We start from the raw sequence: 12,247 nt of genomic DNA on the forward strand, positions 1-12,247 counted from the left end.
TTTTCATTCTCAATACATCGGGCAGCATAAGTAGCTAATTTTGTTCCTTTTCCTTCAGAAAAGCTTTCTATCCCTTTTATTAGTCCAATGGTTCCAATCGAAATTAGATCCTCAGAATCTTCACCTGTATTTTCGAATTTTTTTACAATATGAGCAACTAAGCGTAAATTATGCTCTATTAACATATTTCTTGCATGCGAATCTCCTTCAGCCATCAATCGTAAATATTTTTTTTCATCACTCGCTGATAATGGTTGGGGAAATGCATTATTCTTTACATAGGACACAAGAAAAACTAATTCTTTGAGTAAAGCCCCAATTGACAATAAGATTCCAGACATTTTTCCACCTCCACATTCAAGGACATTTGCCTATACTTCATTACTATGTGAAAAGAGAGTAGGTTTTGCACGTCCAAACGACAATAAACTTTGGAAAATATATTTTATTTTGGTTTATAGTCTGCATATAGTGGGTATCAGCAGGAAATACCTTTCTACGATAAAAAGGCAGGCTGTAAAGGTGCTATTTGCTGCTAGTAATTCACAGGCTGAACATAGAAGATCTCCTTGTTCGATACGAAGCTATGCATTATTTTCCATTTATTATTAAAATCTTATTAAATTCTCTTTATTACCTTGTATAATACATATATTAATAACTTTTTTTCTATTACTCGGGGGTGGACCAAATGGATACGAAATATTTAGATTTGCTTACAGAAAAATATGATTCGGAAGAAAAAGTAGTAACAGAAATCATTAATCTGGACGCAATATTAAATCTTCCTAAGGGAACGGAGCATTTTGTCAGCGATTTGCATGGTGAGTTTCACGCTTTTCAACATGTGTTAAGAAATGGTTCAGGAAATGTGAAAGAAAAAATTCGCGATTTATTTAAAGAAGAGCTTTCCAGTGCTGAAATCGATGAATTCGCCACTTTGGTTTATTATCCAGAAGAAAAATTGAAAAGAGTAGTGAATTCATTTGTTCATACAAAAGAACTGGATCAATGGTATGCGGATACAATTGAACGAATGATTCGCTTAGTTTCTTATGCATCCTCCAAGTATACCAATTCAAAAGTTCGAAAAGCATTACCACAACAGTTTGTTTATATTATTGAAGAATTATTATATGAAAAAAATGAATTAAATAATAAAACAGATTATTATTCAAGCATTATTAACAGAATTATTACACTGGGACAAGCTAATAAACTAATTATCGGACTTTCCTATACTATTCAAAGACTGGTTGTCGATCATTTGCATGTTGTTGGTGATATATACGACCGGGGGCCATACCCTGATAAAATCATCGATACATTAATGGATTATCATTCCGTGGATATTCAATGGGGGAATCATGATGTTCTATGGATTGGTGCATATGCAGGATCTAAAGTCTGTCTTGCTAATATTATTCGGATATGTGCTAGATATGATAATTTAGATATTATCGAGGATGCCTATGGGATAAATTTACGTCCGCTCTTAAACTTAGCAAATAAGTATTATAAAGATAATAAAGCTTTTCGTCCAAAAATGAATGCCAAAGAAAATACAGACGAAAATATTTTACAAATCACAAAAATTCATCAAGCTATTTCTATTATTCAATTTAAACTTGAAATACCTATTATTAAAAGACGACCTGATTTTCAAATGCACCACCGCCTGCTTCTAGAAAAAATCGATTATGAGAATAATACCATTGATTTAAATGGCAGAATTTATTCACTAGAAAATACCTGTTTTAATACAATCGATCCGAAAGATCCATCTCTCCTCTTAGAAGAAGAGGAGCAAGTAATCAATAAATTGCTTTTTTCGATTCAACATTCTGAGAAACTAGCAAAACATATTCATTTTATTATAAATAAGGGGAGTTTATATTTAAGATATAATAGCAATTTATTAATCCATGGTTGTATTCCATTAAATGAAGATGGAACAATGAAATCGATGTGTATTGACGGGAAAGATTATCGAGGAAAAGAATTATTTGATCTTTTTGAATATTATTTGCGTTATAGCTTTAATCATCCTGAAATAACCGATGACTTTGCAACAGATTTAGTTTGGTATTTATGGACTGGGGAAAATTCCTCGTTATTTGGCAAAAAAGATATGACTACATTTGAACGATATTTTATTAAAGAAAAAGAAACACATAAAGAAAAAAAGAATCCTTACTACTCCTTACGGGAAAACGAAGAGGTATGCCGCCATATTTTGGAGGAATTTGATTTAAATCCTGATCAGGGGCATATTATAAATGGTCATACACCTGTTGCGGAAATTAATGGAGAAAACCCAATTAAAGCGAATGGAAAAATGATTGTGATAGATGGAGGATTTTCCAAAGCCTATCAATCCAAAACAGGAATTGCCGGTTACACCTTATTATATAATTCCTATGGCATGCAATTGGTTGCCCATAAGCGCTTTACTTCAAAAGAAGATGTGTTAGAAAATGGTACCGATGTCTTATCGGTAAAAAGAGTAGTAGACAGAGAATTAAAACGAAAAAAGGTACTTGAAACAAATGTAGGGCAAAAATTACTAGAGCAAATGAATGATTTAAATCGATTATTAGAGTATCGCTATTTAAAAAAATAAGAAAAGAACAAGTAGTGTGGCTTTCTATTTCCCACTGCTTGTTCTTTTCGGTATTCTTCTTTCTGGTGAACTTCTGTTTTGTGAACTTGTTACATTACATTTCTTTTCCTACGTTAGTCTGTATCTTTATCCGCCCATAAGATTGATTGTCGACTCTGTAAAATAATTAAAAACATTTTTATCCACCTCTCCTTAATTTATATTTTTTCTATTTTTCTTAGAAACGTATTATTGAATATTGTTTTCTTCTATTTTCTTCCATGATTTCTTCAATCATTTGCTGATGAGTAATTTCTTCTGCTGTCATCTTTTTGGGATGAACGGTAATGGTAAAAAACAGCATATTTATTATCATAGTTATTACCTCCTATTATTATTAGTAATGGAAATTCGAAAAATATCCAGAACGAATTTGCTTTGTTTTCGTTTCTTCGAATATTTGCTCGATTTTTTGTAAATGATTTTGTTCTTCTTCCGTCGGTCTTTTCCTATTTATAGTTATGGTAATAAAGAAAATATTTAAGGTCATGTCTTCACCTCCTAAACGTGAATGTTTTACAACCTATAGCCCATTTCATGTAGTTTTCTGCGATTTTCTTCTATTCTCTTTTCCATTTCAATTTCTTGTAAAAATTCTGCATTTGTATATTGCTTTTTCTTAAACGTAACTGTTAAAAAAATTAGATTTAATGTCATCTTTTTTACTCCTAACTTTAAATTTTTCCATAAATGGAATTTTTTTCTTGTGAGTGCACAAAAAAACCGCAAATAGACTGATCTGCGGCTTAAAAAGGGCATAATAAAACCGCAGGACACGACTACCCTGCGGTTGGATATTTTTAGTTAAATGAAAACTAAGATAAATAATCCCATTCCGAAGCGGTTGAATTCGTGTACGTTAAATATTCAATTAGTACTACATTGTTTAATTCTGGTAAAATTCTGATCATTTTATTCAACCTCCTTCGATTTTTTTGTTCTCACATTGGTAATTATATCCTCGAATGCCAATCTTGTAAACCTTTTTTTGAAAAAATGGATATTCCACTCGCTTTTTTAGGGTTTTTTGTTATTTCTGCCTGCTGTTCAAATGGAAGAAATAATGTGTTTCATTGTGCAGTATGTTCACAAGGCTTCGAGCCAAAAACTTGAGGAAGTATCTGATTGCAAGCGGAATTTTTGTAGAATGAGGACAAGGAAAACACGTTCTATTTTTGCTGGTAGCAACATTCAAATTTGTCTTTTTCAAGTTCTTTTTTTGGGTCTTATCTCCTGTTCTTAGAAAATGGAAAATTCATGGTATGGAATTTTTATTATAAAGAAAATTATATTCAATCATAATCTCTCCAGCTTTTCCCTTTCCAAACCAAGCTGATAAAGAAAAATTATAAAAGTCAAAAAGCCTTTGGTTCTTAAAGAATATTAATTCAAAATAGCGCTTAAATATTATCATAATTGTATTTGTAATTATTTTTGTCATCATTATTTTTTTAGCTATGGCAAAACAGTAAAAGATAATTCAAAAATATACCTCAAAAATTTTTAGTTAGAATAAGCCGATTCTCCCTAAAAGAAATCGGCTTATGATATTGGAATCTGGATGAGCATACGTTTTTTGATTCAAGCTGCATCAAGGTATTGGCACTTAATAAGTGGATCCATTTATATCATTATCTTTTTTCTCGAAACAGAGATTCACAGTTCTACCATTAGACCGGGTTCTATGTTGTGTATGTGCTGGTACATTAAAAATTTCACCAGGTAGTAATTTAATAGTCTTATTGTTTTCTAAGTCGATTATGAGTTCTCCCTCTAGAACCATAAATAATTCGTCAGTGTCATGTTCATGCCAATGAAATTCACCATCAATTACAGCAATTCTCAAAACATGATCATTGATTTCAGCTACTATAAAATTCTTATAATCTGTTATATCAGTAACTAAATTTAATAAATTAATCTTTTGCAATAAACTTTCCATGTGAATCATCTCTCTTCAAAATTAAATTTTTAGAACTTTAATAATCTCATCAGCTGAACAGCCTTTAAACAAAATTTTATGGGTAATTTATATGTTAAAGGTGGAAGAATATTTTACTAGATATATTTCTTTTAAAACAACCTGCCTATGCAGATAAAAATAAAATGAAAAGTAAATAATCTTGTTATTCTTTTTGTTTACTTTTCCATATGCGAAAAAATAATATTCCCCAACCAATCATGATTAATAAATTAAAAATTTTGAGCCATAAGCTAGAGGTTGGTAATAACATTCCCCAAATAAAATAAACTAACATCATAATAAGTAATATAGCAACTAAAATTTGATTCTTTTTACTCATAATAGGCACATCACTTTATATATATTAAAAAAACTACCAAAACAAAAGTTTTAGAGATTTCACTTAACTGGTGAGGTCTTTTTTATACAAAAAAATAAGGCACAATGCCTTATTCTTCTTCATAAGGTTTATGTTTGATTTCAATGGTACGTTGGTCATCGAAACCAACTACAGGATGTAGATTATAAGATGTGTGTTCAAAATCTACATGAGAATTAGAAACTGTAAAGATAGTAATTGTTTCATTATCTGAGTCAACAACTGAGTATTTAAATTCATTGGCTAAATCTTTGAATAAGGAATATTCTTCGTGGATTGTTACAACCCAATTATAACCTATTGTAAATTGTTTTGTTTTCATAAATACCTCCAAATATGGTCATTTATACCTTTTATTGTAAGTGATTTGGTGAAGTTTGGCAATTAGAAGATTTACTATTTGGTATCTTTTTTACTATGTTTTTTATTATTTTAAAGTAAACTGAAATCATTGGTTGGTCATGGTGATTAGTCTTATTACCAGAAATTAATGCTGTGTCTCATGCATTAGAATTTAAGCCTAAGTTAAAAGAAATGATGTTAGGGGGACGACAAGGTATATTAACTATTTTTAATGAAAAAAAACAAGAATAATGATAAATTCGAAAAAAGTTGCAATGTATTATAAAAAAACTAGTTGGATGTTGTAATTACTGGCAGCTAATGTATCAGATTTGGTAATAAACAGACAATCATTAATTTAAATTTTCCTAATAATAAAATTAAAATTAAAAAAGCCCTTGCTTTTGACGTAACGTCAAGTGTTAAAGTTCAATATGAAAGGGAGTGATAACAAATGTCAATGGAGAAAAATTACTCTATTGGAGAATTTGCAAAGCTAACTGGAGTCACTGAACGAACACTGCGTCACTATGATCAGATGGAGCTATTGAAACCTTCTGGATACACAGAACATGGACATCGAATCTATAACAACAATTCCATCGCTCAGCTTCAAAAAATATTAATACTAAAGTTTTTGGATTTGTCACTTGGAGAAATTTCAGAATATCTTAAGCAACCGGAGCAAAATTTAGCAATGACACTGGTCAATCAGGCACAGATGCTGGAAGAAAAGCGAAAACAGATTGAAACGGTTTTACAAGCCATTACCCGCGTTCAAAGTATCGTTTCCGGACCCGAACCCATCAATCACGATTCGTTGCTTGTACTCATTCATGCTTTGAAAAATGAGGAGGCTCGAAATCGTTGGATTAGTGAACATTCGTCCGATTCGGTGCATAATAAGCTACACTCGCATACGGTGCAACTTGAATTAGAAAAGGAAATGGCCACATGGACTGGTAAAATGAAACGATTTATTCAAGAAGGAAAGGCACCTAATGATACTAACGTTCTTGCACACATCGAAGAGATGATATCTGTTATGAAACCTAAAGTAGAACCACTATTAGATGATGTAGCGAGAAAACAGCTCGAAAATAATGAAGGTTCTTTTGAGGAGCCAAATCCTTACTTATTTCCTAGTGCTTTTAACAAAGAAGAAGAGATGTTTATAGGAAAGGCTATGGATGAATTGATTCGCAGTAAGGTATATCTTAATCGGCAAGATAATAGTAATTGATTACGTTCATCAAATTTTCTCCAGCAAGGAGATAAAGGCAATTTATTGTTTAGTCTTTAATTTTAACCCTGTACTTCGATAAAAGCTCGAAGTACAGGAGAAGATATTTTTATTTTGCTCGTGTTTTTAATCGAATTCCTCTTCCTTTCCCTCTAAGGGCAAGGATTTTGGGCGGTCGCATGTACTTTTCATCAGATAATGCTGACCATTATCTGATGAATCATGGAATCCATACATTGCTTCTAAAACGTGATAGGCTAAATCACTATTTGCGCGATATTTTCCACCTTCAATAATTGCTCTGGCCATGTCAGCAACGCCTAGACCTCTATTATTTTGGGTATATCCATAAGTAAGAGGAACTTCTTTAAATTCTTTTTCGTCACGTTTTCTTATTTTCACAGGACCGCTGAAAGTGTTAGGGTCAGGAACAAGTAATGTACCTTCACTTCCATAGACTTCAATAGGAGGTAATGATGTACCGCCGAAGGCATCGAAGCTTGTTGTAATGCTTCCAATTACACCTGAAGCGAAATCAATCACTCCTGAAATATGCGTAGGTATTGATACTTTTAATTTTGTGCCTGCTTTTGGTGTGCTAAGTATCGTTCTTTCTGGATAACTAATGCGAGTGGAACCAGAAATTCGTTTAATCGGTCCTAATAGAGCCACTAATGCTGTTAAGTAATACGGTCCCATATCAAACATAGGACCGCCGCCAGTATCATAATAAAAGGCAGGGTCTGGATGCCAATGCTCATGACCACGGCCAATCATAAAGGCAGATGCACCAATTGGTACTCCTATTTCTCCTTGCTCAATCAGATTAACAGCAGTTTGAATACCAGCACCTAAGAAGGTATCTGGCGCGCTACCAACAAGAAGATTATGCTTTTTAGCAGCTTCTAAAATTAGTTGTCCTTCCTCGCGTGTCACAGCAAGTGGCTTTTCTGTATAGACATGTTTACCGGCCTCTAATGCCTGGATGCTTACGGAGGCATGCGCTTTAGGAATTGTTAAGTTTATCACTAGTTCTATCTCTGGATCCGAGAGTAGTTCTGCAACGGAATAGGCCAATGGTATACCGAATTTTTCGGCTTGAGAACGGGCACGCTCTGTATCTAAATCTGCACAAGCCACAAGCTCGAGATAAGGAAGCTTCGGGCAGTTTTCCATATAAATGGAACTGATATTTCCACAACCAATGATGCCAATTTTAAGTTTTCTCATAAGAAATCCTCCGCTTCATTATGTTTCTTATAATATTTGCTGTATCCTTCCTTATTGACTGTCCCCCATACCTGTATAGTTACGTACGTTTTCATAACTAGAAGCCGTGTCTACATTTTCAATACGTTTTTTTCCTTCAGAGGCCCATAGAAATCCGCGGCGCATAATGAGTGAAACTTCTGGCATAGCAACGATATTAGCTTGATGCCCTAATGAATTATAAAACACATTTCCCAAGCCCCAGCGTTTGGTCCAAACTACAGGCATATCTACTGCTTTATTGGCAGAGTGTGGTCCATGAATAACCGGGAAGCGGGTGGTAGCGAGCACTTCAACGGCAGGATCGTAATGAAGATAATATTGCTCACTAGTAACTTTAAAATCCGAGAGCCCCTCTAATAGTGGACTAGAAGTATGTTTTATATTGACCATGTACTCTACGCCATCATTTCCAGGATGGGCAACCCAATTACCGCCAGTCATAAATTGCCAGTCAACATTATTACGAAAGGAATCACACATTCCACCATGGCATCCAGCTAGACCAACACCAGAAGCTACTGCTTCAGAAATATTTAAGATATACTTTTTTTCAATTTCTCCCATTGTCCAGTGGGGAACAATTAGATCTAACCCTTTTAATTTTTCTTTGTCTGCGTAGGAGTCTAATGAATTAGATACTTCTACTTGGAAGTTCTCTTCTTCGAGGATTCTTTTAAAAATTTCTGCTATCTGTTCAGGCTGATGACCATCCCAGCCACCCCAAACGATTAATGCATTTTTTTTCATAGTATAAGCAACTCCCTTAACTTTTTTTAAACGTCAGAAATTCGTATCCATTGACGATTTTGAATGGATAAATCAACGGCTTCTAAGACTTCCTGGCACTTTACACCATCACGGAAGTTCGGAACAGGCTGTCGATCTTGCCGGAAGGATTCCATAAGTTCAACCATCTCGTGAATAAATGTATGCTCATAGCCAATCGTATGCCCTGGCGGCCACCAATTTTCAGCAAAGGCGTGCGAAGGGTCAGTTGCTAATACACGGCGAAATCCTTGCACATCCTCCTTATCATCTGTGAAATACACTTGTAGCTCATTCATTCGTTCAAAATCGAAGATAACGCTTCCTTTACTTCCGTTGATTTCAAAAGAATTTGTACAGCGATGCCCTGTAGCAAAACGGGTAGCTTCAAAGCTTCCTAAAGCACCGTTCGCAAAACGAGCCAAAAATAGTGTCGCGTCATCTACAGTCACTTCAGCTTTTTTATCACTATCACTACCTTTTGCTGATAAGCCCATCATCTGTGAAGGAATTGGCCGTTCTTTTATAAAGGTCTCATTCATACCGATAACTTCTGTAATATCTCCGATTAAATAGTGAGACAGATCTATGAGATGCGCTCCAAGATCCCCATGAGAACCGGAACCAGCAATTTCCTTTTGAAGTCTCCATGCTAGAGGGAAATTGGGATCTACAAGCCAATCCTGTAAAAACCAAGCACGGAAATGATAGATCTCTCCAAGACGTCCTTCTTCTATAAGTTTCTTAGCGAGCATAACAGCAGGGGCAAAGCGATAGTTAAATCCAACCATATGTTTGATACCAGCAGATTCCACTAAATCAAGCATTTCACGTGAGTCTTCCAATGTAAGCGCTAACGGTTTTTCACAAAAAACATGCTTGCCGGCCTTAGCAGCGGCAATAGTAATTTCTTTATGTACATTACTAGGTGCGTTTATATCGATTAAATCAATGTCATCTCGTTCTAGGAGGCTCTTCCAGTCGGTTGTATATTCCTCCCAGCCAAATTGTTTGGCTGCAACTGTCACACCATTTTGATCTCGCCCACAAATAACCTTCATTTCAGGATGAACAGTATTTGGGAAAAAGAGTGGAAGATCCCGATAAGCGTGACTGTGTGCTTTACCCATAAATTTATAGCCGACCATTCCAATTCGAAGTTTTTCCATAGCGTGTCTCCTTTTCATATAATAAAATAACGATGTTACCAATAAATCTATCATCAATAGGTTTGACACAACAAGTAAAAACTTATATAATCCTAGACAAAATTTAGTATTCACTAAAGGATGGTTTTTTCGTATGTTAATATATGAAGCACACCATTTTAATTTAATAGCAAACTATCAAACGGTTGATTTAAACTTTCCAAGTCATCTGCACCGTTGCTTTGAAGTATTATTCCTCCTTGAGGGAGAAATGGAAGTTATTATTAGTCAAAAAAATTATCATGTGAGGGCTGGACAATTTTTATTAATATTGCCTTATGAAATTCATTCATTTATTACAAAATCTCATTCTCGTGCTAATATTTGTGTCTTTTCGCCTGAATATGTCCCCACTTTTTATAAGATGATAGAAAATAGTTCCCTGAAAAATCCGATTTTCAACCTATCATTGGCAGCCAATACCCTGTTCACTAAGGCGCTTTTTAACGATAATGCAAATCTTCTTGAACAAAAAGCATCTCTTTATCTGTTATTATCTGAGCTAATGGAACAAACAAGCTTAATTCAAGGAGAAAAGCAAGATCAAGATTTATTACATAAATTATTAACTTACATCCAGAATCATTTTACCGAAGCCATTTCTTTAAAAAATATCGCTAGTAACTTGGGGTACAATTATAATTACTTATCGAAATATTTCAACAACAATGTTAATATGTCTTTTGTTGATTTTTTAAACGGAACAAGAGTGAATCATGCATCCTATCTTTTAATTTATTCAGATAAAAATATCTCGGAGATAGCTTTTTTATGTGGTTATGAAAGTATACGTTCATTCAATCGAAACTTTCTAAAGATAAAACAATGTACACCAAAGGAGTATCGAGAAAGGCACCCTCGGCAGTTTAGTGATCTGGATCCTTTTCTTACTATCTGATTTCTAAATCAAGGTTTTAAGGTATGAGACTTTTAGTTTGTATGCATGTGCTTTTGACATTCCACGCAAGAAGTTTTGATCTGCTTAAGTAAATGAAATGGACTTGGAAAAGAAAAATAAGACTGTCCACTTTTTGCGGACAGTCTTATTTTTAAACAGTTGATGAAGAGGAAGAATAGTCTTTCCATTCGGCTATATAGAAGGGAATAAAGGACAATAAAAAAGAAGCTCGTAGCATCCACTAAGTTTATTTCCTTTGTATAGAACTTATGGCAGCTCGGTTCTTCTGTTATTTAATCTATTACTTTAAAATATTTGAAGCAATTACAACGATAATTATAACAGAGAGAATAAGTATGGCTGTCCTTTTGTTGTCTTTCATTTAAACACCTCTTATAAAATAACAAGTATTATAAATTTCATAAAGATAACCATTAACTATATTGCGCTATTCTTCCCCAGAAGACTTATATATATCCAATAGCGTTAATCCATCTTGAATCAACGAACCTGGTTACTTTACATGTAATGCTGCAAATAATTTTACTGATAAGATTAATTTTTTAAATTATCCAGTATAACATTTATTACTTCTGCTGCTTGTAAGGTACCATCAATAACAAAGTCTGCATCAGGTTTAATTGTTTCAAGCATATTTAGATAACCACGCCTACCTCTAGAAGTGTAATTTTTCATCTCCGATAAAATATCCTCCGTTGAGCTATTGCAAAAATCTCTAGTTACTCTCCGTGCCAATGCAATGTCTAATGGAGTATCAATAAATATGGAGAAATCAATGAATTTACTTACTTGACTATGTTTATAAGAAAATGGAAAGTCTAAGATTATATAATCAAGCGATTCCGTTAATAAAACTTGTAAGTCCTTTATTAAAGGACTTACATCCCAATCATTAGCGTCTCCTCCATTATCTACCCAGTTAATAATATCATCTGGACCATTGAAATTATATTCATCAAAGAACAGTATCTTTGAATTATGTAATTTCTGATTTAATAGCTTGGTTATTGTTGTTTTTCCTCCTCCAGATACAGCAGAAATGGCAATAACAAATTGTGTTTTTTCTTTTATCATATCGGCCTCCATTCACTTTAATAATATATTTATTCTTTATTAATCCAAATTTTCCCTGCTTGCGCTAATCTGCCCTGTTTATTATATAAGAATATTTTCCACACAACACTAGAGGAACTGCTTTAATTGATCAATAAGCGCAGTTATATAGGGATAACCTAATAGTTAGTAAACAAAGCCTATGACTTTCTTAATAAAGGCCTTAAATAGTCAAATTTTCAGACTACTAAGTACAAGCCATTACTTCATATAGATTAATGAGGTGATGACAACTTGAAGATCAACATTATCGAAGGTCCTAATACGAATAAAGTTATCCAAGATTGCTATCATTATATTGTAAAGAAATAAAGAGAGGAGCAAAATAACCTTGATAGGGATTTACGCAAGGGTGTCGACAGAGGAACAATTAAAGGGGTT

General features: G+C 33.7%; 13 protein-coding genes. 3 read left to right on the forward strand and 10 right to left on the reverse strand.

Going from position 1 to position 12,247, the window contains the following annotated elements:
• On the reverse strand, positions 1-341 hold a 341-nt coding region (locus tag BCI01S_RS19175), incomplete at its 3' end, for a sigma factor (RefSeq protein WP_047944106.1).
• Between the two features lie 350 nt (positions 342-691).
• Here BCI01S_RS19175 and BCI01S_RS19180 point away from each other — a divergent pair.
• Complete coding sequence (locus tag BCI01S_RS19180) at positions 692-2,623, forward strand: fructose-bisphosphatase class III (protein WP_061800753.1); 1,932 nt, start codon at positions 692-694, stop codon at positions 2,621-2,623.
• A gap of 217 nt (positions 2,624-2,840) precedes the next feature.
• Here the strand turns inward: BCI01S_RS19180 and BCI01S_RS24925 are convergent, their stop codons facing one another.
• The 5 genes from BCI01S_RS24925 to BCI01S_RS19190 form a co-directional block, all read right to left on the reverse strand.
• A complete protein-coding gene (locus tag BCI01S_RS24925; protein ID WP_082138421.1) occupies positions 2,841-2,978 on the reverse strand; it encodes a YrzI family small protein in 138 nt (45 codons plus the stop codon).
• 21 nt (positions 2,979-2,999) lie between these two features.
• Entirely contained in the window at positions 3,000-3,152 is a 153-nt protein-coding gene (locus BCI01S_RS24930) for a YrzI family small protein (protein ID WP_082138420.1), read from the reverse strand.
• Positions 3,153-3,178: 26 nt separating this feature from the next.
• Positions 3,179-3,319, reverse strand: a complete 141-nt coding sequence (locus BCI01S_RS25655) for a YrzI family small protein (protein WP_095258117.1) — start codon at positions 3,317-3,319, stop codon at positions 3,179-3,181.
• A 949-nt stretch (positions 3,320-4,268) separates the two neighbouring features.
• Complete coding sequence (locus BCI01S_RS19185; protein WP_047944105.1) at positions 4,269-4,592, reverse strand: cupin domain-containing protein; 324 nt, start codon at positions 4,590-4,592, stop codon at positions 4,269-4,271.
• 482 nt (positions 4,593-5,074) lie between these two features.
• On the reverse strand, positions 5,075-5,326 hold the full coding sequence (locus tag BCI01S_RS19190) for a hypothetical protein (RefSeq protein WP_061800755.1): 252 nt from the start codon (positions 5,324-5,326) through the stop codon (positions 5,075-5,077).
• A gap of 474 nt (positions 5,327-5,800) precedes the next feature.
• On the opposite strand from BCI01S_RS19190, the gene BCI01S_RS19195 reads away from it, so the two are divergent.
• A complete protein-coding gene (locus tag BCI01S_RS19195; RefSeq protein ID WP_047944044.1) occupies positions 5,801-6,589 on the forward strand; it encodes a MerR family transcriptional regulator in 789 nt (262 codons plus the stop codon).
• Positions 6,590-6,715: 126 nt separating this feature from the next.
• Here the strand turns inward: BCI01S_RS19195 and BCI01S_RS19200 are convergent, their stop codons facing one another.
• The 3 genes from BCI01S_RS19200 to BCI01S_RS19210 are packed head-to-tail and all read right to left on the reverse strand — an operon-like array spanning position 6,716 to position 9,795.
• Positions 6,716-7,819, reverse strand: a complete 1,104-nt coding sequence (locus BCI01S_RS19200) for a Gfo/Idh/MocA family protein (RefSeq protein ID WP_047944043.1) — start codon at positions 7,817-7,819, stop codon at positions 6,716-6,718.
• Between the two features lie 51 nt (positions 7,820-7,870).
• Positions 7,871-8,608 (reverse strand): ThuA domain-containing protein, encoded by a 738-nt coding sequence (locus BCI01S_RS19205; protein ID WP_047944042.1) that lies wholly within the window; start codon positions 8,606-8,608, stop codon positions 7,871-7,873.
• Positions 8,609-8,634: 26 nt separating this feature from the next.
• The gene (locus BCI01S_RS19210; protein WP_047944041.1) at positions 8,635-9,795 is read right to left on the reverse strand and encodes a Gfo/Idh/MocA family protein; all 1,161 of its coding nucleotides are present in this window, start codon (positions 9,793-9,795) and stop codon (positions 8,635-8,637) included.
• A gap of 133 nt (positions 9,796-9,928) precedes the next feature.
• On the opposite strand from BCI01S_RS19210, the gene BCI01S_RS19215 reads away from it, so the two are divergent.
• Positions 9,929-10,732 (forward strand): helix-turn-helix transcriptional regulator, encoded by an 804-nt coding sequence (locus BCI01S_RS19215; RefSeq protein ID WP_047944040.1) that lies wholly within the window; start codon positions 9,929-9,931, stop codon positions 10,730-10,732.
• A gap of 555 nt (positions 10,733-11,287) precedes the next feature.
• Here the strand turns inward: BCI01S_RS19215 and BCI01S_RS19220 are convergent.
• On the reverse strand, positions 11,288-11,827 hold the full coding sequence (locus tag BCI01S_RS19220) for a nucleoside/nucleotide kinase family protein (protein ID WP_061800758.1): 540 nt from the start codon (positions 11,825-11,827) through the stop codon (positions 11,288-11,290).
• Positions 11,828-12,247 lie beyond the last annotated feature (420 nt).

This window comes from Niallia circulans NBRC 13626 (genome assembly GCF_001591585.1).
Lineage (GTDB): Bacteria > Bacillota > Bacilli > Bacillales > Cytobacillaceae > Niallia > Niallia circulans.

Excerpts from the sequence above, each read along its gene's own strand:
- BCI01S_RS19180 (WP_061800753.1), top strand. The coding sequence starts at position 692 with ATGGATACGAAATATTTAGATTTGCTTACAGAAAAATATGATTCGGAA.
- BCI01S_RS24925 (WP_082138421.1), bottom strand. The coding sequence starts at position 2,978 with ATGATAATAAATATGCTGTTTTTTACCATTACCGTTCATCCCAAAAAG.
- BCI01S_RS24930 (WP_082138420.1), bottom strand. The coding sequence starts at position 3,152 with ATGACCTTAAATATTTTCTTTATTACCATAACTATAAATAGGAAAAGA.
- BCI01S_RS25655 (WP_095258117.1), bottom strand. The coding sequence starts at position 3,319 with ATGACATTAAATCTAATTTTTTTAACAGTTACGTTTAAGAAAAAGCAA.
- BCI01S_RS19190 (WP_061800755.1), bottom strand. The coding sequence starts at position 5,326 with ATGAAAACAAAACAATTTACAATAGGTTATAATTGGGTTGTAACAATC.
- BCI01S_RS19195 (WP_047944044.1), top strand. The coding sequence starts at position 5,801 with ATGTCAATGGAGAAAAATTACTCTATTGGAGAATTTGCAAAGCTAACT.
- BCI01S_RS19200 (WP_047944043.1), bottom strand. The coding sequence starts at position 7,819 with ATGAGAAAACTTAAAATTGGCATCATTGGTTGTGGAAATATCAGTTCC.
- BCI01S_RS19205 (WP_047944042.1), bottom strand. The coding sequence starts at position 8,608 with ATGAAAAAAAATGCATTAATCGTTTGGGGTGGCTGGGATGGTCATCAG.
- BCI01S_RS19210 (WP_047944041.1), bottom strand. The coding sequence starts at position 9,795 with ATGGAAAAACTTCGAATTGGAATGGTCGGCTATAAATTTATGGGTAAA.
- BCI01S_RS19215 (WP_047944040.1), top strand. The coding sequence starts at position 9,929 with ATGTTAATATATGAAGCACACCATTTTAATTTAATAGCAAACTATCAA.
- BCI01S_RS19220 (WP_061800758.1), bottom strand. The coding sequence starts at position 11,827 with ATGATAAAAGAAAAAACACAATTTGTTATTGCCATTTCTGCTGTATCT.